24 protein-coding genes are annotated in these 21,809 nt (G+C 65.4%); 12 read left to right on the forward strand and 12 right to left on the reverse strand.

The annotated features are described in order from the left end of the window. The first annotated feature begins 16 nt into the window (after positions 1-16). Entirely contained in the window at positions 17-658 is a 642-nt protein-coding gene (locus GM910_RS17720) for a TetR/AcrR family transcriptional regulator (protein ID WP_246226212.1), read from the forward strand. A gap of 205 nt (positions 659-863) precedes the next feature. On the opposite strand, the gene yidC is transcribed toward GM910_RS17720, so the two are convergent. The 6 genes from yidC to GM910_RS17750 all read right to left on the reverse strand — a co-directional run bounded on the left by yidC (position 864) and on the right by GM910_RS17750 (position 6,453). Beyond that, a complete protein-coding gene (gene yidC, locus GM910_RS17725) occupies positions 864-2,681 on the reverse strand; it encodes a membrane protein insertase YidC (protein WP_159589617.1) in 1,818 nt (605 codons plus the stop codon). An 8-nt stretch (positions 2,682-2,689) separates the two neighbouring features. Further along, on the reverse strand, positions 2,690-3,052 hold the full coding sequence (gene rnpA / locus GM910_RS17730; RefSeq protein WP_159589619.1) for a ribonuclease P protein component: 363 nt from the start codon (positions 3,050-3,052) through the stop codon (positions 2,690-2,692). A gap of 23 nt (positions 3,053-3,075) precedes the next feature. Continuing rightward, a complete protein-coding gene (rpmH, locus tag GM910_RS17735) occupies positions 3,076-3,210 on the reverse strand; it encodes a 50S ribosomal protein L34 (RefSeq protein ID WP_159589621.1) in 135 nt (44 codons plus the stop codon). Positions 3,211-3,571: 361 nt separating this feature from the next. After that, positions 3,572-4,945, reverse strand: coding sequence for a glutamate--cysteine ligase (locus GM910_RS17740; protein ID WP_159589623.1), 1,374 nt, complete (start codon positions 4,943-4,945; stop codon positions 3,572-3,574). An 82-nt stretch (positions 4,946-5,027) separates the two neighbouring features. Further along, the gene (locus GM910_RS17745; RefSeq protein ID WP_159589625.1) at positions 5,028-5,780 is read right to left on the reverse strand and encodes a 16S rRNA (uracil(1498)-N(3))-methyltransferase; all 753 of its coding nucleotides are present in this window, start codon (positions 5,778-5,780) and stop codon (positions 5,028-5,030) included. A 31-nt stretch (positions 5,781-5,811) separates the two neighbouring features. Further along, on the reverse strand, positions 5,812-6,453 hold the full coding sequence (locus tag GM910_RS17750) for a hypothetical protein (RefSeq protein WP_159589627.1): 642 nt from the start codon (positions 6,451-6,453) through the stop codon (positions 5,812-5,814). A 233-nt stretch (positions 6,454-6,686) separates the two neighbouring features. On the opposite strand from GM910_RS17750, the gene GM910_RS17755 reads away from it, so the two are divergent. Further along, positions 6,687-6,827: a hypothetical protein gene (locus GM910_RS17755; protein ID WP_159589629.1), complete on the forward strand. Its 141-nt coding sequence runs from the start codon at positions 6,687-6,689 to the stop codon at positions 6,825-6,827. Here the strand turns inward: GM910_RS17755 and GM910_RS17760 are convergent, their stop codons facing one another. Genes GM910_RS17760 through GM910_RS17780 form a run of 5 tightly spaced genes read right to left on the reverse strand, consistent with a single transcriptional unit; the run spans position 6,828 to position 11,312 of the window. Then, positions 6,828-7,574 carry a metallophosphoesterase gene (locus tag GM910_RS17760; RefSeq protein ID WP_159589631.1) on the reverse strand — a complete coding sequence of 249 codons (747 nt, stop codon included), beginning with the start codon at positions 7,572-7,574 and terminating at the stop codon, positions 6,828-6,830. It abuts the gene before it with no gap. Then, the gene (locus tag GM910_RS17765; protein ID WP_159589633.1) at positions 7,564-8,241 is read right to left on the reverse strand and encodes a LutC/YkgG family protein; all 678 of its coding nucleotides are present in this window, start codon (positions 8,239-8,241) and stop codon (positions 7,564-7,566) included. Before GM910_RS17765 ends, GM910_RS17760 begins: the two co-directional genes overlap by 11 nt. Continuing rightward, on the reverse strand, positions 8,238-9,674 hold the full coding sequence (locus tag GM910_RS17770) for a LutB/LldF family L-lactate oxidation iron-sulfur protein (protein WP_159589635.1): 1,437 nt from the start codon (positions 9,672-9,674) through the stop codon (positions 8,238-8,240). The genes GM910_RS17765 and GM910_RS17770 overlap by 4 nt, the downstream gene beginning before the upstream one ends. Beyond that, a complete protein-coding gene (locus GM910_RS17775; protein WP_159589637.1) occupies positions 9,674-10,447 on the reverse strand; it encodes a (Fe-S)-binding protein in 774 nt (257 codons plus the stop codon). Before GM910_RS17775 ends, GM910_RS17770 begins: the two co-directional genes overlap by 1 nt. 46 nt (positions 10,448-10,493) lie before the next feature. Next, the gene (locus GM910_RS17780) at positions 10,494-11,312 is read right to left on the reverse strand and encodes an FCD domain-containing protein (protein WP_159589639.1); all 819 of its coding nucleotides are present in this window, start codon (positions 11,310-11,312) and stop codon (positions 10,494-10,496) included. A gap of 196 nt (positions 11,313-11,508) precedes the next feature. Here GM910_RS17780 and GM910_RS17785 point away from each other — a divergent pair, with 196 nt between their 5' ends. The 5 genes from GM910_RS17785 (at position 11,509) to glcF (ending at position 16,593) form a co-directional block, all read left to right on the forward strand. Further along, positions 11,509-13,005: an FAD-linked oxidase C-terminal domain-containing protein gene (locus tag GM910_RS17785; RefSeq protein ID WP_159589641.1), complete on the forward strand. Its 1,497-nt coding sequence runs from the start codon at positions 11,509-11,511 to the stop codon at positions 13,003-13,005. Beyond that, on the forward strand, positions 13,002-13,445 hold the full coding sequence (locus GM910_RS17790) for an endonuclease domain-containing protein (protein ID WP_425482701.1): 444 nt from the start codon (positions 13,002-13,004) through the stop codon (positions 13,443-13,445). The genes GM910_RS17785 and GM910_RS17790 overlap by 4 nt, the downstream gene beginning before the upstream one ends. Positions 13,446-13,631: 186 nt before the next feature. After that, a complete protein-coding gene (glcE, locus tag GM910_RS17795; RefSeq protein WP_159589643.1) occupies positions 13,632-14,840 on the forward strand; it encodes a glycolate oxidase subunit GlcE in 1,209 nt (402 codons plus the stop codon). Positions 14,841-14,883: 43 nt separating this feature from the next. Beyond that, positions 14,884-15,264 carry a DUF4870 family protein gene (locus tag GM910_RS17800; RefSeq protein ID WP_159589645.1) on the forward strand — a complete coding sequence of 127 codons (381 nt, stop codon included), beginning with the start codon at positions 14,884-14,886 and terminating at the stop codon, positions 15,262-15,264. 6 nt (positions 15,265-15,270) lie between these two features. Further along, on the forward strand, positions 15,271-16,593 hold the full coding sequence (glcF, locus tag GM910_RS17805; RefSeq protein ID WP_159589646.1) for a glycolate oxidase subunit GlcF: 1,323 nt from the start codon (positions 15,271-15,273) through the stop codon (positions 16,591-16,593). Between the two features lie 155 nt (positions 16,594-16,748). On the opposite strand, the gene GM910_RS17810 is transcribed toward glcF, so the two are convergent. Then, the gene (locus GM910_RS17810; protein WP_159589648.1) at positions 16,749-17,546 is read right to left on the reverse strand and encodes a L,D-transpeptidase; all 798 of its coding nucleotides are present in this window, start codon (positions 17,544-17,546) and stop codon (positions 16,749-16,751) included. 268 nt (positions 17,547-17,814) lie between these two features. On the opposite strand from GM910_RS17810, the gene GM910_RS17815 reads away from it, so the two are divergent. The 5 genes from GM910_RS17815 (at position 17,815) to groL (ending at position 21,299) form a co-directional block, all read left to right on the forward strand. Next, positions 17,815-18,453 (forward strand): DNA-3-methyladenine glycosylase I, encoded by a 639-nt coding sequence (locus tag GM910_RS17815; protein WP_159589650.1) that lies wholly within the window; start codon positions 17,815-17,817, stop codon positions 18,451-18,453. Between the two features lie 29 nt (positions 18,454-18,482). After that, the gene (locus GM910_RS17820) at positions 18,483-18,662 is read left to right on the forward strand and encodes a DUF4160 domain-containing protein (RefSeq protein WP_201285534.1); all 180 of its coding nucleotides are present in this window, start codon (positions 18,483-18,485) and stop codon (positions 18,660-18,662) included. 51 nt (positions 18,663-18,713) lie between these two features. After that, the gene (locus tag GM910_RS17825; protein ID WP_159589652.1) at positions 18,714-19,133 is read left to right on the forward strand and encodes a DUF2442 domain-containing protein; all 420 of its coding nucleotides are present in this window, start codon (positions 18,714-18,716) and stop codon (positions 19,131-19,133) included. Positions 19,134-19,300: 167 nt separating this feature from the next. Then, positions 19,301-19,597 carry a co-chaperone GroES gene (groES, locus tag GM910_RS17830; RefSeq protein ID WP_159589654.1) on the forward strand — a complete coding sequence of 99 codons (297 nt, stop codon included), beginning with the start codon at positions 19,301-19,303 and terminating at the stop codon, positions 19,595-19,597. A 61-nt stretch (positions 19,598-19,658) separates the two neighbouring features. Beyond that, positions 19,659-21,299: a chaperonin GroEL gene (gene groL, locus GM910_RS17835; protein ID WP_159589656.1), complete on the forward strand. Its 1,641-nt coding sequence runs from the start codon at positions 19,659-19,661 to the stop codon at positions 21,297-21,299. Positions 21,300-21,809: the final 510 nt, after the last annotated feature.

Genomic DNA, 21,809 nt, shown 5'->3' on the forward strand with positions numbered 1-21,809 from the left:
ATCATGAGGGCGCGAGATGGAGACTGAACCGATGACCGGCGGAGCAGCGGCCGCAAAGGCCGGGCGCAGCCCGAGCCAGAAGCGCAGCCGCGAGCGCGTCGAGCGCATATTGGCGGTGGCAGCGGGTCTGATCGAGGAAGCCGGCAGCGACGCCATGAAGATGAGCGAGGTGGCGGGGCGCGCCGGCATATCCATCGGCTCGCTCTACCAGTACTTTCCGGACAAGGCGGCGATCGTCCGCACGCTGGCGGAGCGCTACAACGAGGGGAACCGGCACTGCATTGCCGAGGCACTCGAAGGGGTGCGCACGGTCGACAACCTGCTCGGCGCCTTCAGTAGCCTGATCGATACGTACTACGCGCTTTTCCTCGCCGAGCCCGTCATGCGCGACATCTGGTCGGGCATCCAGGCCGACAAGGCCTTGAGCGACATGGAGCTGCGCGAGGCGCGGGTGATCGGCGCGATGCTGGCGGCGGCGATGCTGCGCGCGAGGCCGGACAAGCGTGCAAAAGACGTGGAGGTGAGCGCTTTCCTTATCATGCACCTGGGAGAAGCCGCCATGCGGCTTGCCATTACGCTCGACAGAGAGGAAGGGCAGGCCGTGGTGGAGGCATATAAGGCGATGGCGCTGCGCGAGATCGCCGAGGCGCTCGGCTAAAGTCGAAAGAGTTTAGACGGGAATAGGGACGCCCCGGCATCCCGCCCTCGTGGTTCGACAAGCTCACCATGAGGGCTGTGTTGTGCCCACTCGCCTACGTTGAAACTCACAGCGACGTCGGCTTGCCTTCACCCTCACCCTGAGCTTGTCGAAGGGCGAGGGTGAAGGCACGCACGCCATTTCCGCGCGACAACCCGCCGGCGCGCTACTCCGCCGGATTGGGGTTCTTCTTCCTCTTGAACAAGGCGATCAGATTGTCCCACAGCTCGATCTTGGCGCCCTGACGCTTCATGATCACGCCCTGCTGGACGATGGACAGGAAGTTGTTCCAGGCCCAGTAGATGACGAGGCCGGCCGGGAAGGTCGCCAGCATGAAGGTGAAGACCACCGGCATCCAGGTAAAGATCATCGCCTGGGTCGGGTCGGGCGGCGTCGGGTTCATGCGCATCTGCAGGAACATCGTGATGCCCATGATGAGCGGCCACACGCCGATCATCAGGAAAGAGGGCACGTCGTAGGGCAGAAGACCGAACAGGTTGAAGAGCGACGTCGGATCGGGCGCCGAAAGGTCCTGGATCCAGCCGAAGAAGGGCGCATGGCGCATCTCGATGGTGACGTAGAGCACCTTGTAGAGTGCGAAGAAGACCGGGATCTGCAAAAGGATCGGCCAGCAGCCGGCGATCGGATTGATCTTCTCCTTCTTGTAGAGCTCCATCATCGCCTGCTGCTGCTTCATCTTGTCGTCCGCGTATTTCTCGCGGATTTCCAGCATGGCGGGCTGCATCTTCTTCATGTTCGCCATGGACTTGTAGGACTTGTTGGCGAGCGGGAAGAAGACGAGCTTGACGGCGACGGTGGTGGCGAGGATCGACAGGCCGAAATTTCCGAGCAGCTTGAAGAACCAGTCGATGAGATAGAACATCGGCTTGGTGATGAAGTAGAACCAGCCCCAATCGATCAGAAGCTCGAACTGGCGGATGTCGCGCTCGGTCTCGTAGGCGTCGACGACACCGACCTCCTTGGCGCCGGCGAAGACCAGCGTCTCGGTATTGACGGTGGCGCCGTCGGCGACGGTCAGCTCGTCGGAGAGAAAGTCGGCCTGGTAGCGCGGGCCGTTGTCCTCGGAATAATAAAAGCGCGGCTGGAATGCGGTGCCGGCGCGCGGCACCATCGTCACCGCCCAGTACTTGTCGGTAATGCCGAGCCAGCCATCGGAGGATTTTCCGGGCCTGATGTTCTCCTCCTCGACATCGGAATAATCGATCTCCTGGAGACCCTCCTCACCCGTCACGCCGATCAGGCCTTCATGAAGGATATAGATTCCGGTGGTCTCGGGCTTGCCGATGCGCGTGGTACGACCGTAGCTGCGCAGCGCGACCGGTGCCCCCGACGCGTTCTCCACCGTGTCGGAGACGGTGAACATGTAGTTCTCGTCCACCTCGATGATACGCGTAAAGGTCAGACCCCTGTCGTTGGTGTAGGTCAGCGTCACCGGGCTTTCCGGGGTCAGCACCTCGCCCTCTGCGACGCGCCAGACCGTATCCGGCCCCGGCAGGTCGCCGGCCCCGGCATTGCTCACATACCCGGTCTCGACATAGTAGCCGTTGGGGCCGCCCGATGGGTTGAGGAGCTCGATGTTGGGAGAATCCCGCTTCACCGTGACGCGGTAGTCCTTCAGAAGGAGATCGTCGAGGCGGGCGCCGGTGAGGTTGATGGAGCCCGACAGACGCGGCGTGTCGATGCGCACGCGCTCGCTCGCGGCAACGGCGGCCTCGCGTGAGGCGGGGCTGCCGGTCTGCACGGAGGTACCGGGTATGGACGTCGCATCGCCGGTCGAAGGGATGTCCGCCGGCGCGCCGCCGGCACCCGGCGCAGGCGCTTCCTCCCCCGTTCGCTGCTCGGCCTCGATGCGCGCGGTCTCACGCTGCTCTTCGATGCGCGGGTTCATGTAGAACACCTGCCACACGGTCAGGATGACCACCGACAGCGCGATCGTGATGAGGAGGTTGCGGTTGTTGTCCATGGGTGTCCTTAGCCCGCGTGCACGGGTTTTTTGCCACGAATGCGGCGGGAAAGCTCTTCCTTCAGCGCCACGAAGGGCGCATCCAGTATCTCGCGCCTTCCCACGATCACATAGTCGGTGCCCGGCGCCATTTCATCGGCGGCGTGGATGCGGACCGCCTCGCGCAGGCGACGGCGAATGCGGTTGCGCTCCACGGCATTGCCGGCCTTCTTCGTCACGGTGATGCCGAGACGCGCCGGCTGGTCGTCGCCACGCTCCAGAACCTCGAGCAGGAAAAGAGGGCCGCGCCGCTTCGTCCCGCGACGGACCGCCAGGAACTCGGCGCGCTTTTTGAGGCGCGCGGGATACCCGCTCCGCGCCTGGCCGGACAATGCCGAGGCCCTGAACCCGCCACTTACGCCGAAAGCCGCTTGCGGCCACGGTTGCGGCGCGCGGCGATGACGCGACGGCCGCCCTTGGTGGACATGCGGGCGCGGAAACCGTGCCGGCGCTTGCGGACGAGTTTGGAGGGCTGGTAGGTGCGCTTCATTTATTTAATACCGCGGGGTGCGGCCCTTCTTCATTCTGTCTCGATGAACAGGAGCGTTTGCGGACCGCCGGGCGCACAAGAGCGTCCGCCGGACGGTCAGCCCGAACGTGCCGGGCTTATAAGAAGCGCGTTTCGGAAAGTCAATGAACGCGCGGCCTGCGGTGCGAATTGTCGCAAGGTTGCCTCCGCTCGTCATCCCGGAAGCCGGAGCGAAGCGGAGGATGTCCGGGACCCATTCTCGCCTCGCTGAAGCTCCGGCGAAGCGGGCCGGAATGTGGAAGAGTCACGGAATGGGTCCCGGACAAGCCCTCGGCTTTCCGGGATGACGAGCGTGCGCAGAGAGTGCATGGCCACATCGGCCCTAATACGCGTGCTCCAGGAAAACCGGCTCGATGGAGCCGCCCCAGCGTGTGTGATAGGCCGTCACCATCTCCTGCGCGCTGGTGGTGCCGCGGGCGACCACCTCGTCGAGCGGGTTCAGGAAATCGGTCTCGTCATAGCCTTCGCGGTTTCTTCGGGCGCGGTGCTTCAGGCCCATGCGGGAGATTGCGAGCACCTCGCGTGCGGTCTCGCGCAGCTCGTGGTTGCGGAACCGGTTCGCCAGTCCCTCCACGGGCACGGCGTCGCGCATCGCCACGACTTCCTCGAAGCTCCAGCCCTTGGTGAGGTCTTCGGCCGCGTCGAGCGCGGCATCGTCGTAGAGAAGCCCGACCCAGAACGCCGGCAAGGCGCAGATGCGGCGCCACGGGCCGCCGTCGGCGCCGCGCATCTCCAGGAAGCGCTTGAGCCGCACGTCGGGAAAGAGGGTCGACAGGTGGTTTGCCCAGTCGCCCATGGTGGGCATGCCGTCGGACACGGTCTTGCGCAGCGCGCCATCCATGAACTGGCGGAAGGTGACGTGGGTGCAGTCGTGGTAGCGGCCCTCGCGGATGACGAAATACATGGGCACGTCGAGCGCCCACTCCACATAGTCGGCAAAGCCGAAATCCTGGTTGAAAACGAAAGGCAGAAGGCCGGAGCGCTGGTTGTCGGTGTCGCGCCAGATCTCGGCGCGCCAGGACTGGAAGCCGTTCAGCCCGCCATCGGTGAAGGGGGAGTTGGCAAAGAGTGCGGTAGAAAGCGGCTGCAGCCGGGTCGACACCTGCATCTTGCGGCGCATGTCGGCTTCCGAGGCAAAGTCGAGATTCACCTGGATCGTGCAGGTGCGGTACATCATGTCGAGGCCGTGGCTACCCACCTTGGGCATATAGGCGGTCATGATGTCGTAGCGCGATTTCGGCATCTTCGGCGTATCGGAAAGCCGCCACTTGGGGCTGGCGCCAAGGCCGAGGAAGCGGATGCCCAGCGGCTCGGCGATCTCGCGCAGCTGCGCCAGGTGGGCGTTGCCCTCACGGCAGGTCTGGTGAAGGGTCTCGAGCGCTGCACCGGAAAGCTCGAACTGGCCGCCGGGTTCCAGCGAGATGGCGCCCTGCCCCGTCGGCTCGACGAGGCCGATGATGCGGCCGGCATCCTCGATCGGATCCCAGCCGAGCGTTCTCTGCATGCCCTCGAGCAGCGCGCGGATGCCGCGCGGGCCCTCATAGGGCACGGGCTGGTTGCCATCGACGTAGAAAGGGAACTTCTCGTGCTCGGTGCCGATGCGCCAGGCGTCCTTCGGCTTCGAGCCGGCGGCGAGATAGCCGACCAGTTCTTCGATTGCTTCGATCGGCCGGTTATCGGTCGTGTCGCGCGCCATTTTCTCCTCCGGCCTTTTCAGAAGCACAGCCTGATTGACGAAGTCGCAAGCGGCAAGCAAGCAAAAAGTTCTGAAGACCTCCTCAAGCGGTCACCATGTCGCGCCAATCGCCCGCGGCCGCCTGGATGAGGGCGAGTGCCGCCACCGCCGCGGTATCGGCGCGCAGGATGCGGGGTCCAAGCGGAATCGGCACCACGAACGGCAGCGCGCGCAGCGTCCTGCGCTCCGCCTCGGAGAAGCCGCCTTCGGGGCCGACGAGCAGGCCGAGCCTGGCATTCTGCAGCGCCGTGAGCGCCGTGAGCGGGTCGTTGGTGGGGGCGTCCTCGTCGCAAAAGACAAGGCGCCTCTCCTCCTCCCAGTCGGCGAGAAGGCGGTCGAGCTTGATCGGCTCGTGCACGATAGGAATCGAGAGGACGCCGCATTGCTCGGCGGCCTCGATCACGTTCGCTTGAAGGCGTGGCAGGCCGAGCTTGGGCACCTGCGTGTGCTGGGTGACAACGGGCTGGAGGTGGCCTGCGCCCATCTCCACCGCCTTCTGCACCAGATAGTCGAGGCGGCCCTGCTTCAAGGGGGCGAAGCAGTAGAAGAGATCGGGCTTCGGCGTCTGCGGGCGTGTCTGCTCGCGTATGGCAAGGTGCGCCGACTTTTTCGACAAGGCGGCGATCTCAGCCAGCCATTCGCCATCGCAGCCGTTGAAGACAAGCACGTGGTCGCCCTCGCGCATGCGCAGGACATGGGCCAGGTAATGCGCCTGCTCGCGCGTCGTCTCGACCTTTGTCCCTTGCGAAAGGCCGTCGGCCAGGTAAAGCCGCTGCATCTTGTAGTTCGCTCGCATGGGCGCTTGATGCGCTGCGGCGCTGGCTCGGTCAAGACCGCGCCGTATCGTGCCAGACGGGACGATAGCCGCTGGCGAGCGCGGCAACGGTGGACGGCGGGGTGATGAGCGTGAAGGGGCCGGGCGAACGGTCCGTCCCGCCGGGCGCGCCATAGCCGGTGAAGGCCCAGGGCAGAAGCCGCCCGCCGCGCAGCGCATAGGCACGGCCTGCTGATTCGACCATGGTTCCCTCCGGCAAAGCCGGCAATTGCACCGGTTCCAAAGGAATGACCGCGCCACCGGATGCGCGGCGCTCCTTGTGCAGCCGGGCATCCATCTCGGGCGCCGCGGCCCGCCTTCCCTTGCCGCCGGCAAAGCAGCGGGCGAAGCTCAACGCCCGTTCGCGCCGGCAATAGAAGCATGGCCGGTGACCGGCGGCGAGCGCCGTCACCTCGTCGAGGAAGAAGAGTTCGGTCCAGCCGGCGCCGCCGCTGCGGCTGTTCTTCCCCATCACCTCGCGCCGCTGGTTGCCGAAGGCGCATTCGCAGACGATCCAGGCCCTGGTGGTCCATCGGCGGGAAAGCAGCGTCCTGGTCGCCGGATCGTGGATGACGCCGCGATTGCCGGTGAAAAGGCCGCGGTCGGGCACCGCATGGATTGCGCCGAAGGGGTCGACACGGTTTTGCAGCGGCATCGGGCGCCCGCCGTTCAACGTTTCGTCGGAAGGACGAAACTGTTGCCTGAGGGCGACAGCATCCGTGCAAAGCAGTGAATCATCTCCCCTCGCACCTTGCGTTTTTCCGCACGCCCGATAATTGGCCTATCACCAACGAAACGGACTTCCTTCATCAATTCTGCAAGCCGAATCTTCGGGAACCGAATGGTAACCGGTGGAACCTTATGCTCGAACGCGGAACGGAAAAAGAGATGAGCCTGATGCGCGCCACTGTCCTCTCCCTTTTGTTGATCACCGCCGTGGCGGTAAGCGGCGCTGGCATCTATGCGGCAACGGCCTCCGGCACCCACGGGACGACGGACGGCTACGGCATCAGCACCTTCAGCAGATAGCTACCCCGTTACCTCCATCAGACGCTTGCGCCTGCCCTCGAACATCATCGCCGTCAGCCGGCCGGTGTAGAAGGCGCCGGTGTCGAGGTTCACCCGGTTGGGCATGATCTCGGGCGCCGGGGCCGGCGTATGGCCGTGCACGATGAGCTTCGGATGGAGGCCGGTATGGCTGTGGAAGCGCCCGCGAATCCACACCAGATCCTCCGGCGACTGGTCCTTAAGCGGCACGCCCGGCATGATGCCGGCATGGCAGAAGAAGAAGTCGCCGAAGGTGGCGGAGAGCTTCAGGCCGCGCAGGAAGATGAGATGCTCATCCGGGATCGCGTCCCGCAACGCCGCGTGGCCGCGCAGGAGCGCGTCACGCGTGTAAAAATCCAGCTCCACACCGTAGGAGCGCGCCGTCGCCTCGCCGCCATTGTTGGCGAAAAGGCCATCCGCCGAGGGCTGCGCGAGGAAATCCAGAAGGCCGATGTCGTGGTTTCCGGCAAGCGTGATAATGCGCGGGTCCATCCGGACGGCATGGGAGAGGAAGTCCAGCACCTGGCGCGTCGCGGGGCCGCGGTCGACATAGTCGCCCAGGTAGACGATGCGCCAATCGGACGGCTGGTCCCGCATGATCTCGGCCATGATGTGGCGGTGCATTTCCGACATCAGGTCGTGGCGGCCGTGAATGTCGCCCACCGCGTAAAGCCGCATGCCCTCCGGCGCGGCCGCCTCCTCGAAATGGATGCCTGCCTCACCCACCATCGACGATGACGAGATGCAGCGCGCGCGGACCGTGGGCGCCGAGAAGCAGCGTCTGCTGGATGTCGGCGGAGCGCGACGGGCCGGTGATGAGGTTCAGCGTGCGCGGCATCTTCCCCTTGCCGAATTTCTGCCGGAGGCTGGAGAACACCGTCTCCAGATCGCCGGCGATATCCTTGGCTTCGACCACCACAATGTGGTGTTCCGGGAGGAAATTGACAGTGGTCGGATTGTCGACGCCGGAATGAAGGGCGATTGTACCGCTCTCGGCGACGCCGGCAAGCGCGTGGCTGACGCCCACCTCGTCCTCCGGACCGGCCGGTCCGGACTTCACCTCAAGCGACTTCACGCCGCTCCACGGCATCTCCCGAAGGCGCTCGTCCGCACCCATGCGCACGGAGGCCGGCAGGTTCTTGGAACGCAGATAGGCGGAGACGGCCTTGGGCACGTCGGCGCGCTTCTTCACCCGGTCTATCGTCGCGGACACCTTCTCGGCCATCTCGCAAAACAGCGCGACACGCTCCTTGTCCGCCAGTTGTCCGCGCGCCGGCACCACGCCCGCCGGCGCATCGGCAAGCCGCTTCGCCACCACCTCGGCACGCGCCGCATCGCCGGGTGCCGTGCCGAGCGAAGAGCGGACCTTGTTCAGTATCGCCTCGCGCGCGCTCATGTGCGTGCCTCCTGCTTGCCCGCTTCCCGGTCCCGCCATTGCTGCAGGAAGGTGCGGCTTTCGGGTGCCGGCAGGTCGCGATGCTTGGTCCAGCCCCCGGCGAAGGGCAGATAGCGGAAACGCCGCTGCGCCCCGCCGAACGCCGAGAGTGCGGGAATGGCGAAGGAGGCGGCCAGGTGGTAGAGCCGCGGGCGGCGGGCGAAGAAGGCCCAGGCCTTCAGGCCGTAACGCTGCGCCGCCGGGTTGAGGCCGCGGGCGAACTCGCGCTCGCGCCAGTGGCGCATCATCTTCGGCAGCGGGATATGCATCGGGCAGACCGCCTCGCAGCGGCCGCAAAAGGTGGATGCGTTCGGCAGATGCCCGGACTTGTCGACGCCGATGAGCGAAGGCGTGAGCACCGCCCCCATCGGGCCGGGATAGACCCAGCCGTACGCGTGGCCGCCGACGGCGTGATAGACGGGGCAATGGTTCATGCAGGCGCCGCAGCGGATGCAGCGGAGCATGTCCTGGAACTCGGTGCCCAGCATGGACGAGCGGCCGTTGTCGAGGAGGACGACATGGTACTCCTCCGGCCCGTCGGGATCTTCCGCCCGGCGCGGGCCGGTGGAGACGGTGGTATAGACGCTCATGTCCTGGCCCGTGGCCGAGCGGGCGAGCACCCGCAGGATCTGGCTCGTGTCGGCAAGCGTCGGCACGATCTTCTCGATCGAGGCGACGACAATGTGGACGCGCGGCAGGATCTGCGTGAGGTCGCCGTTGCCCTCGTTGGTGACGATGACGGAACTGCCGGTCTCGGCCACCAGGAAATTGGCGCCGGTGATGCCGACGTCGGCGGCGAAATATTCCGCGCGCAGCACTTCCCGCGCCTCGCTGAGCAGCGAAGCCGGTTCGGAAAGGTCGCGCGTGGGCGGCAGGTGGTGGTGGGCGCGGCGGAAATCGGCCTCCACCTGGTTCTTGGTCAGGTGCACGGCCGGGGCGATGATGTGGCTCGGATGCTCGCCGCGCAACTGGATGATGTATTCGCCGAGATCGGTCTCGACCGGGCGGATGCCCTCCTTCTCGAGGAATTCGTTGAGGCCGATCTCCTCGGTGATCATGGACTTGCCCTTGGTCACCGTGCGGGCACCGGCGGCGCGGCAGATGTCGAGGATGAGAGAGCGGGCGTCGGCCGCCGTCTCGGCCCAGTGCACACGGCCGCCGGCGGCCTTCACCTTCTCCTCGTAAGCTTCGAGATAGAGATCGAGGTGGGCAAGCGTGTGATCCTTGATGGCACGGGCGGAATCGCGCAGCGCGTCGAACTCCGGCAAGGCGTCGACCGCCTTCTGGCGCTTGTCGATGAAGCCCGAGCGCACATGGCCGAGCGCCTCCTGCAGGTGCGGGTCGGCGAGCGCGCCGCGCGCGTTCGCCTTGAAGGCGGGGGATGTGATCTGCATCAGCGCCCTCCCCCACCGATGGCCGGGCCATCGTCCATGCCGGCCAGCACCTCCGCCACGTGGCGCACCTTTATGTCGGCGCCCTGGCGCTGCAGCTTGCCGGCCATGTTCATCAGACAGCCGAGGTCGCCGGCGAGCAGCGTCTCGGCACCGGACGCCTTGATGTTGACCGCCTTCTCCTCGACGATCTTGTTGGAGATGTCGGGATACTTGACGCAGAAGGTGCCGCCGAAGCCGCAGCACACGTCCGCATCCTTCAGTTCCTTGAGTTTGAGCCCCGAGACCGATCCAAGCAGGCGGCGCGGCTGTTCGCGGATATTGAGCTCGCGCAGGCCCGAACAGGAATCGTGGTAGGTGACGCTGCCCTCGTGCGCCGCGCTCACCGCCTCCATGCCCATGACGTCGACGAGAAAGCTCATCAGTTCGTGCACCTTGGCCGAGAAGGCGGCGGCGCGCTCCTCCCACGGATCGCCCTTGAAGAGCGTCGGATAATGCTTCTTCAGCATGCCGGCGCAGGAACCGGAGGGGGCGACGATGTAGTCGAACTCCTCGAAGGTCTCGATGGTGTTCCTGGCGATGGCGATGGCGTCCTCGCGGTCGCCGGAGTTGTAGGCCGGCTGGCCGCAGCAGGTCTGCGCCATGGGCACCTCGACCTCGCAGCCGGCCTCCTCTAAGAGCTTCACGGAGGCGAAGCCGACGGTGGGGCGGAAGAGGTCGACCAGGCAGGTCACGAAGAGGCCGACGCGCGGCCGTTTCAGCGTTTCTTGTCTCAATGCGCTTTCCTGTTCAATGAGCCGGCCTGTTCATGAGCCGGCCAGTTCATGAGCCGGCCGCTGCGGGCCGTCGGGTTTGCCTGCGCCCAGCGCGCTCCGTGGAGCGCTGGTGCAGGCGAAGCTTGGCAATGCGCTCCCATTCGCCGGTGCGCTCGGCTTCCGCGCTTGCCTTTTCGACATAGGCGATGTGGGCAATCGCCGCCGTGCGCGCGGCGGCGGGCTCGCCGTCGCGGATGGCGAGGAAGATCGCCCGGTGCTGGGAAAGCAGTTCCTCGCGCGCGCCGGGCAGATCGTAGATGCGGGCGCGGCTGTGGAAGACGCCGTCGGCCAGGAGCCGATAGCAGGAGCGCAGCGTGTGGAGGAGCACGAAATTGTGCGCGCATTCGCCGACGGCATTGTGGAACTCGACGTCGATCTCCACCTCCGTCTCGAAATCGGCGGTCGCGTGCGCATGCTCCATGCGGTCGATGATGCCGGCGAGCAGCGCCTTGTCGGCCTCGGTCGCCCTCCGGGCGGCCATCTCGGCGGCGACGGCCTCGATCTCGCGGCGGTATTCCAGATAGTCGGCGGTGGCCTTGGGATGGGTGGCGATCAATTCGCGCATGGGTTTGGCGAAGACCTCGCCGACGATGTTGGCCACATGCGTGCCGCCGCCCTGTCGGGTGACGAGAAGGCCCCTTGCCTCCAGCGCCTTCAGCGCATCGCGCAGGATGGGGCGGGAGACGTCCATCTCAGCCGCCAGCTCGCGCTCGCCCGGCAGCCGGTCCCCGTCGCGCAGCACACCCTCGAGGACCAACCCCTCGATCTGGCGCACAACGGCATCGGCCGTTCGGGCATGCTCTATCCTGGAATAGATGGTGTTCACGGGCGAAACCGGCCTTTTGGCTGCTCGGCGCAATCTAGCGGCCGCAATCTAGCGGCATTGACGAAGATTGGTCAAATGTTTTAACCAGTTTCCAACAAGGTCGCGCGGAAAGCAGCGGCTTCCGTCTGCCGGCAGTGCAGCATTTGTGCATATAGCTGAAGACCGGTAGATTTATTTTACCACAAGGACGCGTCCCATGTCCGGACCGCATATGCCCGAGCCCGATGCGGCAACCCTGAAGAAGCGCGACGAGATCGTCGCCGACATGGCGCTAATCGTGCCCGGCGAAGGCGTGGTGGCGGCCGACCGCGAAATGCGCGCCTTCGAGAGCGACGGGCTGACGGCCTATCGCCAGGTGCCCTTGGTCGTGGTGCTGCCGGAGAACGTGCGACAGGTCTCGCGCATCCTGAAATATTGCCACGAGCGCAACATCCGCGTGGTGCCGCGCGGCTCCGGCACGTCGCTGTCGGGCGGGGCGCTGCCGCTTCAAGATGCCGTGCTGCTCGTCATGAGCCGCTTCAACCGCATCCTCGACATCGATTTTCCCAACCGCGCGGTGGTGGCGCAGCCCGGCGTCACCAATCTCGGCATCACGCAGGCGGTCGAACATGCCGGCTTCTACTACGCGCCCGACCCCTCCTCGCAGATCGCCTGCTCCATCGGCGGCAACGTGGCGGAGAACTCGGGCGGCGTGCACTGCCTGAAATACGGGCTGACGGCCAACAACATCCTCGGCATCGAGATGGTGCTGATGAATGGCGAGGTGATCCGCCTCGGCGGCAAGCACCTCGACGCGGAAGGCTACGACCTCCTGGGCCTGATGACGGGTTCAGAGGGCCTTTTGGGCGTCGTCACCGAGGTGACGGTGCGCATCCTGCAGAAGCCGGAGACGGCGCGGGCCATGCTCATCGGCTTCCCATCGAGCGAAGAGGCCGGGCAATGCGTGGCCGACATCATCGGCGCCGGCATCATCCCCGGCGGAATGGAGATGATGGACAAGCCGGCGATCCACGCGGCGGAGGACTTCGTCCATGCCGGATACCCGCTCGACGTGGAAGCGCTCCTGATCGTCGAGCTCGACGGCCCGCAGGCCGAGGTGGATCACCTGATCGAACGGGTGGAGGACATCGCCGCGAAGAATGGCTGCACGACGAGCCGCGTCTCCCACTCCGACGAGGAGCGGCTGACCTTCTGGGCCGGCCGCAAGGCAGCCTTCCCGGCTGTCGGGCGCATCTCGCCCGACTATTACTGCATGGACGGCACCATCCCCCGCAAGGAGCTGCCGCGCGTGCTTTCCGGCATGCGGGAACTCTCGGAGAAATATGGCTTGAGGGTCGCCAACGTCTTCCACGCCGGCGACGGCAACCTGCACCCGCTCATCCTCTACGACGCCAACAAGCCGGGCGAACTGGAAAGGGCGGAAGACTTCGGCGCCGACATCCTGCGCCTGTGTGTCGCGGTAGGCGGGGTGCTTACCGGCGAGCATGGGGTGGGCGTGGAAAAGCGCGACCTGATGCCGGAGATGTTCACCGAGGACGACCTCAACCAGCAAATCCGCGTCAAATGCGCCTTCGACCCGAACCACCTGCTCAATCCCGGCAAGATGTTCCCGCAACTGCATCGCTGCGCCGAGCTCGGCAGGATGCATATACACCGGGGGCAGATGCCGTTTCCGGAGCTGGAGAGGTTTTGAGGGTGGCGCTGGAGAACCGCGGTAGGCGGCTGCCCAAAGCCACGGCGAGAGCGCGCGCCCTTCGCAAAGGCGACAATCTCGCAGAAGGGCGGCTGTGGAGCCTGCTGAAGGATCGGCAGTTGAACGGCCACAAGTTCGTTCGGCAGTTTCCGGTCGGTCCCTATTTCGCGGATTTTCTCTGCCGCCGGAAGCGGCTGGTGGTGGAGGTCGACGGCAGCCAGCATTTCGGCAGCGCGCATGACCGGCGGCGGGACGAATATATGCGCCGGGAGGGCTATTCGGTGCTGCGGTTCTGGAATGTGGATGTGCTGAAGGAGACGGAAAGCGTTTTGGAGACGATCGTGGCGGCACTGGAGGGGCGGCTAGCGGAGGAGGTCCATGCGCGGGATTTGCGGTTCGTATTTTCCGGGTCGAGGGATGATGCAAGCGGCGATGTCTGAGCCGAATACCCCCTCACCGACCCGCTTCGCGGGCCACCTCTCCCCCACAATGTGGGGGCGAGGAGTGGTGCCGAGCGTCGCCGCCGCGACTCCTCTCCCCCGCCCAGCGGGGGAGAGGTGGCCCGCGAAGCGGGTCGGTGAGGGGGATATTGAGCGGCTGGCGGCAAGTACAAAGGCCCTCCAGCGATGACGACCTTCACCCCCACCACCCCGGCCCACACCCTCGAAACCGTCCAATGGGCCGTCTCGGAAGAAACGCCCTTGGAAATCCTCGGCCACGGCTCCAAGCGCGGCATCGGCCGCCCCGTGCAGACGGAGCACGTCCTCGACCTGTCGAGGCTTACCGGTATCACGCTCTACGAGCCGGAAGAGCTGGTGCTTTCGGCCAAGGCGGGAACGCCGCTGGCCGAGATCGAAGCGCTGCTGGCGAACCACAACCAGCAGCTCGCTTTCGAGCCGATGGACTACGGCCCGCTGCTCGGGCTTGAGCCCGGGCGCGGCACCATCGGCGGGGCGCTTGCCGCGAACCTCTCCGGCCCGCGCCGCATCAAGGCGGGCGCGGCGCGCGACCACGTGCTTGGGGTGCTCGCGGTCTCGGGGCGGGGGGAAGTCTTCAAGTCCGGCGGGCGCGTGGTGAAGAATGTTACCGGCTACGACCTTTCCAAGGGGCTTGCCGGCTCCTGGGGCACGCTGGCAGTGGTGACGGACGTCACCTTCAAGGTGCTGCCGGCGGCGGAGACCGAGAAGACGCTGGCCGTCACCGGCCTCGACGACGCCGAAGCAGCCGCCGCCATGGCCGGGGCAATGGGATCGAGCGCCGAGGTCTCGGGTGCCGCGCACCTGCCGGAGGGCGTTGTCGGGCGGTTCCTGAAAGGCGGGCTTTCGGGCGGCGCGAAAACCGTCCTGCGCGTCGAGGGCGTCGGCCCGTCCGTCGCCTATCGCATCGACCTTCTGACGCGGCTCATGAAGCCGCATGGGGCGGTTGAGGTGATCGAGGAGAAGCGATCGCGGACCCTGTGGCGGGAGATCCGCGACTGCCTGCCCTTTGCCGACGGGACGGAGGCGCCGGTGTGGCGCGTTTCCATGGCGCCGACGCAAGGCCACAGGATGGTCGACGCCTTCCGCCGGGCGGCCGGCGCCAATGCCTTCTACGACTGGCAGGGCGGGCTCATATGGCTGCGCATGGAGGCGGATCCGGAGGCGGAGGTCCTGCGTGGGCTGATCGGCCATTTCGGCGGCGGGCATGCGACGCTTGTGCGCGCCGCGCCTGCCGTCAGAGCCGCCCTTGCTGTCTTCCAGCCGCAGCCGGCCGCACTCGCCGCGCTTGCCGCGCGGCTCAAGGAACAGTTCGACCCGAAGGGCATCCTCAATCCGGGCCGGATGGCGGTCGCGTGAGCGCGTGATAGAGTGGCCGCGCCATTCAAGTTGGGAGACGACAATGAGCGAGCCAAACCCGCAGCAAACCCCGCCTCGTAAAGCCGAAGGATGGCTGGACCCGGGAGCGACCAACATTCAGGTGATCTACATTCTCTATCTGGTCGGTTTCGTCATCGGCATTTCAGCGCTGGTGGGCATCGTGATCGCCTATATGAATCGCGGCAAGTCGGATGAATGGATCGAGACCCACTACACCTGGGCCATCCGCACCTTCTGGATCGGGCTTCTGTTCGGCCTCGTCTCGGCGATCCTCATGGTGGTCGGCATCGGCTTCCTGCTCCTGCTGGCAACCGCCATCTGGGTCATCATACGCATCATCATCGGCCTGCAGGCGGTGGGCCGCGGCGAACCGATCAGGAATCCCGAAAGCTGGATTTTGTAGCGACACATGCAGACAAACTTCACGCCCGAGCAGCTGGCCGAACCGCAGGTCGCCCATTCGGAGACGATCCTGCGCAAATGCGTGCATTGCGGCTTCTGCCTGGCCACCTGCCCGACCTATGTCGAGCTCGGCAACGAGCTCGACAGCCCGCGCGGGCGCATCTACCTCATCAAGGAGATGCTGGAGAACGGGCGGCCGGCGGACCGCGAGACGGTGACGCATATCGACCGCTGCCTGTCGTGCCTTTCCTGCATGACAACGTGCCCTTCCGGCGTGAACTACATGCATCTGGTCGACCATGCGCGGGCGCATATCGAAAAGACATACCGCCGGCCGCTCCTCGACCGGCTGACGCGGGCGGCGCTTGCGCGCGTGCTCCCCTATCCCGGCCGCTTCCGTCTGGCGCTGAGGCTCGCCAGGCTTGGGCGCCCCTTCGCACCGCTTCTGCGCGCGCTGCCGGGGTTGAAGCCGGTGGCTGCCATGCTGGCCTTGGCACCGGACACCGTGCCACCGGCCGCCGCCGCGCCGGCAGCCCTGCCGGATGGGGCGCCGCGCGGGCGCGTGGCGCTTTTGGCGGGCTGCGCTCAATCCGTGCTGGATCCGGGCATAAACGCGGCAACGGTCCGGCTGCTCACGCGGCTCGGCATCGAGGTGGTGGCACCCGGGGGAGAAGGCTGTTGCGGCGCTCTGGTGCACCATATGGGGCGCGAGGAAGAGGCGCTCGATTTCGCGCGCAAGAATGTCGATGCCTGGACGCGCACCGTCGAGGAGGGCGGGCTCGACGCCATCCTCATCACGGCGTCGGGCTGCGGCACGACCATCAAGGACTACGGCCACATGCTGCGGCTCGACCCCGGCTATGCGGAGAAAGCAGCGCGGGTCTCGGCCCTTGCCAAGGACATCACCGAATATCTGGCCGAGCTCGACCTGCCGGAGCCCGATATCCGGCCAGGGCTGGACATCGCCTACCATTCCGCCTGCTCCATGCAGCACGGGCAGAAGATCACGCGCCAGCCGAGGGCACTGCTCACGCGGGCCGGCTTCATCGTCAGGGAGCCGCGCGAGGGGCATCTTTGCTGCGGCTCGGCCGGAACCTACAACATCCTGCAGCCCGAGATCGCCCGGCGCCTGCGCGACCGCAAGGTGAGGAATATCGAGGCCACGGGCGCCGAGGCGGTCGCCACCGGAAACATCGGCTGCATCACGCAGATCGCCTCGGGCTCATATCTGCCCGTCGTGCACACGGTAGAGCTCATCGACTGGGCCTATGGCGGGCCGAAGCCCGCGGGCATCCCCGAAGCAAGGCCGATGGCCGTCGCCGCGGAGTAGAGCAATTCCAGGAAAAGTGGAAACCGGTTTTCCGTCCGCAATTGCGACAAAACAAAGAGTCCAGGCACAAAAGGAAAAGGCGGCGCCTCCCTCAAGGCGCCGCCTTCCCCGACGTTCCGGCACGGTCCGGCCGGCCCGTCCCCCGTTCGATAGAATCAGATTACCACGACCTTTGCCCCTACGGGAACACGCCCATAGAGTTCGATCACATCTTCGTTGCGCATGCGGATGCAGCCCGACGATACGGCCTGGCCGATGGTCCATGGCGCGTTGGTGCCGTGGATGCGGTAAAGCGTGGAGCCGAGATAGAGGGCGCGCGCGCCCAGCGGGTTCCGCTCGCCGCCTTTCATGTGGACGGGCAGGATGCGGCCCTTCTCCTTCTCGCGCGCGATCATCTCGGCCGGCGGGCGCCAGTCCGGCCACTCACGCTTCTGCGTGACCTTCTGCGTGCCCTTCCATGCGAAGCCTTCCTTGCCGACACCGACGCCGTAGCGGCGCGCCTTGCCGCCTTCCAGCACGTGATAGAGGAAGCGCTCGCGGGTATCGATGACGAGGGTGCCGGGCCCGTGCGGGCCCTCATAGGCCACTTCCTGCGGCAGGAACTTCGGATCGAGGTTGAGATCGGACAACGGCCGCGGCTTCGGCGCGATGGCCGCCGTTCGCACCGACGGCTCGGCGCGCGGCGACTGGCGCTGCGCGTTTCTGTATTGGGCAACCGGCCGCCGCTCGGCCGGGCGTTCTGCCACGCGCCACGCCTCGCGGTTCGGGCGGGCCTGCACAGCCTGCCGCTGTCGCTGGACAGGCTGTCCCTGGCGCAGTTGCAGCACCCAGGGGGCGGAAAGGTCGGGGCTGACGAGAACCGGCGGCGGCTCCACGTAGCGGTTCTGCGCCTCAGCGCCGAGGGGAAAAAGCAGCAAGACGATCGCGCCGGCTGCGCTTGAAAAGGACTTCATCGACTACACTCTCTGTTGCTGGCCATTTGCACATTCAGACCTGGCGGCTACCGGCTCTGACGGGAACGGGCGGCTCCCGCAAAAAGCGGCTTCACACGCCCCGTCTGTCAGGATGCTGCATCAGACGGCCGAGCAAATGGTGAATCGGACTTCCTAAAATGCGATATTTCGGCAAAACCATCCCGTATGGTTACCGCCGGGTTCAGAAGGTTGGTGAACGGCTTGTTAAAACCGGTGGTTGTATTCTTAACCAATGGGAAGCGATAGCATGAGCGAAGAAAGAACAGGCCTGATCGAAGGGGCGGACGGCAAGACGCGCTGCTTCTGGCACGCCAACCTGCCGGACTACCTGGTCTATCACGACAACGAGTGGGGCCGGCCCGTGGCCGACGACAAGCGGCTTTTCGAGAAGCTGTGCCTTGAGGGGTTCCAGTCCGGCCTGTCGTGGCTGACGATCCTGCGCAAGCGGGAGAACTTCCGCGAAGCCTTTTCCGGCTTCGACTTCGAAAAGGTGGCGCGCTTTACCGAAGAGGATGTGGAGCGGCTTCTCACCAATGCCGGCATCGTCCGCCATGGCGGCAAGATCCGCTCCACCATCAACAATGCGCGCCGCGCCATCGAATTGTGCGAGCAGGAAGGCTCGCTGGCGCGCTATTTCTGGCGCCATGAGCCGGGGCTGGAAGAGCGGCCGGAAAAGCTCGACTACGCAACGCTCCGCACGCTCGGCAAGACCGAGATCTCGACGCGCGTCTCCAAAGACCTGAAGAAGCGCGGCTGGACCTTCGTCGGCCCGACCACCGTCTACGCCTTCATGCAGGCCATGGGCCTCGTCAACGACCATATCGAGGGGTGCGCAATGCGGGCGGAAGTGGAGAAGGAGCGTCAGCGCTTCCGGCGGCCGGCTTGAAAAACCCAACTGATGGGTTTATCTAGAGCATGGTTGTCGTCCACCGTGCCCTCGGCTTCCGGTTCGTCATCTACACGCTGGACCATGAACCGGCGCATATCCACGTTACCGGAGCGGGGCAGGCAAAGATCAACCTGCTTGGTCCCGATGGCAGGCCGGAGCTTGTCTACAGCATCGGTATCAAGCGTTCGGATATGCGTCGCTCTTAGCCGAAGTGGTCGAGCATCGTGATACATTCTTGAAGGAGTGGGAGCGTATCCATGGCCACCATGACTGATGCTGATTTCGAAGCTGCCGAGGTGCGCGGCAAAAAAATGCTCGAAACCGAGCCGCGGGCATCCGCCGCGCGCTACGACCGGACCACCGGCCGTGTCGTGGTCGATCTGGTCAACGGCTGCACCTATGCCTTCCCGGCGCGCTTCGTGCAGGATCTGCAGGGCGCAAGCGACGGCGATCTTGCCGGCGTGGAGGTGGACGGCCTCGGCTTCAACCTGCACTGGCCGGCGTTGGACGTCGATCTCTACGTTCCGGCGCTGATATCCGGCATCTTCGGCACGCGCCAGTGGATGACGCGCGAGCTCGCCCGCATCGCCGGGAGCAAAACCTCGCCGGCGAAGGCCGCGGCAGCGCGCTCCAACGGCGCAAAGGGCGGACGCCCCCGCAAGACGGCGAATGGATGAGACGAGGCGGCTGAAGATCGACCTCTTCCCCTCCGCCGCTTGACTCTCAGAGCGGCCGCCACTATCTCGGCTCTTGTTAGCACTCTCTATCGGGGAGTGCTAGCGACGCTCCGCCCGTCCGGACGGAGAAAAAACCTATTTCATCGTCGTAATCAAGGGTTCAAAACATGGCCAAGACGAATTTTCGCCCGCTTCATGACCGTGTGGTCGTTCGCCGGGTCGAATCCGAGGAAAAGACGGCGGGCGGGATCATCATCCCCGACACTGCCAAGGAGAAGCCGCAGGAAGGCGAGATTCTCGCCGTCGGCTCCGGCGCGCGCGACGAGAGCGGCAAGCTCGTGCCGCTGGACGTCAAGGAAGGCGACCGCGTCCTCTTCGGCAAGTGGTCCGGCACGGAAGTCAAGCTCAATGGCGAGGATCTCCTGATCATGAAGGAGTCCGACATCATGGGTGTGATTGCCTAACCACCGCTATCGAAACGAAATGGTAACAGGGCTGCTTCGCACGCCCAGGAGCTAGAGAAATATGGCTGCAAAAGACGTAAAATTTTCCCGTGACGCGCGCGAGCGCATGCTGCGCGGCGTCAACATCCTCGCCGACGCGGTGAAGGTGACGCTCGGCCCCAAGGGCCGCAACGTCGTGCTCGACAAGTCCTTCGGCGCACCCCGCATCACCAAGGACGGCGTGACCGTCGCCAAGGAGATCGAGCTCGAGGACAAGTTCGAGAACATGGGCGCACAGATGGTGCGCGAAGTGGCCTCGAAGACCAACGACATCGCCGGTGACGGCACCACGACGGCAACCGTTCTCGCCCAGGCCATCGTGCAGGAAGGCGCCAAGGCGGTTGCCGCCGGCATGAACCCGATGGACCTGAAGCGCGGCATTGACCTGGCCGTTGCCGAGGTCGTCGACTACCTCGCCAAGGCCGCGAAGAAGATCAAGACCTCGGAAGAGGTTGCCCAGGTCGGCACCATCTCCGCCAATGGCGAGAAGGAAGTCGGCCAGATGATCGCCGAGGCCATGCAGAAGGTCGGCAACGAGGGCGTCATCACGGTCGAGGAAGCCAAGACCGCCGAGACCGAGCTCGAAGTCGTCGAGGGCATGCAGTTCGACCGCGGCTACCTCTCCCCGTACTTCGTCACCAATGCCGAGAAGATGGTGGCCGAGCTCGAGGACGCCTACATCCTCCTGCACGAGAAGAAGCTGTCCAACCTGCAGGCCATGCTGCCGGTTCTGGAGAGCGTCGTGCAGTCGTCCAGGCCGCTCGTCATCATCGCCGAGGACGTCGAGGGCGAGGCGCTTGCCACGCTCGTCGTCAACAAGCTGCGTGGCGGCCTGAAGATCGCCGCCGTCAAGGCGCCGGGCTTCGGCGACCGCCGCAAGGCCATGCTCGAGGACATCGCCATCCTGACGGGTGGCCAGGTGATCTCCGAGGACCTCGGCATCAAGCTCGAAAACGTCACGCTCGACATGCTGGGCCGCGCCAAGCGGGTCTCCATCACCAAGGAGAACACCACCATCGTCGACGGCGCCGGCCAGAAGGCCGAGATCGAGGGCCGCGTCGGCCAGATCAAGCAGCAGATCGAGGAGACCACCTCCGACTACGACCGCGAGAAGCTGCAGGAGCGCCTTGCCAAGCTCGCCGGTGGCGTCGCGGTGATCCGCGTCGGCGGTGCGACCGAGATCGAGGTGAAGGAGAAGAAGGACCGTGTCGACGACGCGCTGAACGCCACGCGCGCGGCGGTCGAGGAAGGCATCGTGCCGGGCGGCGGCGTCGCCCTCCTGCGTGCTTCCACCGCCATCAAGGTGAAGGGCGAGAACGCCGACCAGGATGCGGGCGTCAACATCGTGCGCCGCGCGCTCCAGTCTCCGGCACGACAGATCGCCGCCAACGCTGGTGCGGAAGCCTCGATCGTCGCCGGCAAGATCCTCGAGAACAGCGGCGTTACCTTCGGCTACAACGCGCAGACCGGCGAGTATGGCGACATGATCGCCATGGGCATCGTCGACCCGATGAAGGTGGTCCGTACCGCGCTGCAGGATGCCGCGTCGGTTGCCGGCCTCTTGGTCACCACCGAGGCCATGGTTGCCGAGCTTCCGAAGAAGGAAGCGGGTCCGGCGATGCCCGGCGGCGACATGGGCGGCATGGGCGGCATGGGCTTCTAAGAAGGCGCTGCCGATCATCGACTACAGAAAGGGCGCCCTCGCGGCGCCCTTTCTCGTTTGCGCACAAACCCCTCCCCGCGAGCACGGCCGCCGGACAAGCCGACGCATTGCCCCCTCTCTTGCAAATTCTAAGACTTGGCGTCGCCAAGCCTAAGAATTTACTTTCTCCCCCACCAAGGGGGAGATAGGCGCGGTGCATAATCGCTTCTGCCAATCTTCAGCGCCGGCGATTGGCAGCGAGGCCGATGCCGGCCCTATCTCCCCCTCGGTGGGGGAGAAAGCGATTTCTTAGGTTTAGTCGGAGCGAAGCGGAGGCTAAGCCTTAGAAATCGCAAGAGAGGGGGCCCGCGCACGCTCACCTGCAAGGGAAAGCCGCACCTGCACCCACGGGGATAAATTCCCGCCCCCTCAAAAAAACATTTGTTCCAAAACAATCGCTTATAATTTTTTCGCCCCGCCCAACCGCGTATTTTATCCCCCCTGCCCGCGCCGCTCTTATCATGCTCCCCG

It is taken from the genome of Chelativorans xinjiangensis (genome assembly GCF_009812055.1).
Taxonomy (GTDB): domain Bacteria; phylum Pseudomonadota; class Alphaproteobacteria; order Rhizobiales; family Rhizobiaceae; genus Chelativorans; species Chelativorans xinjiangense.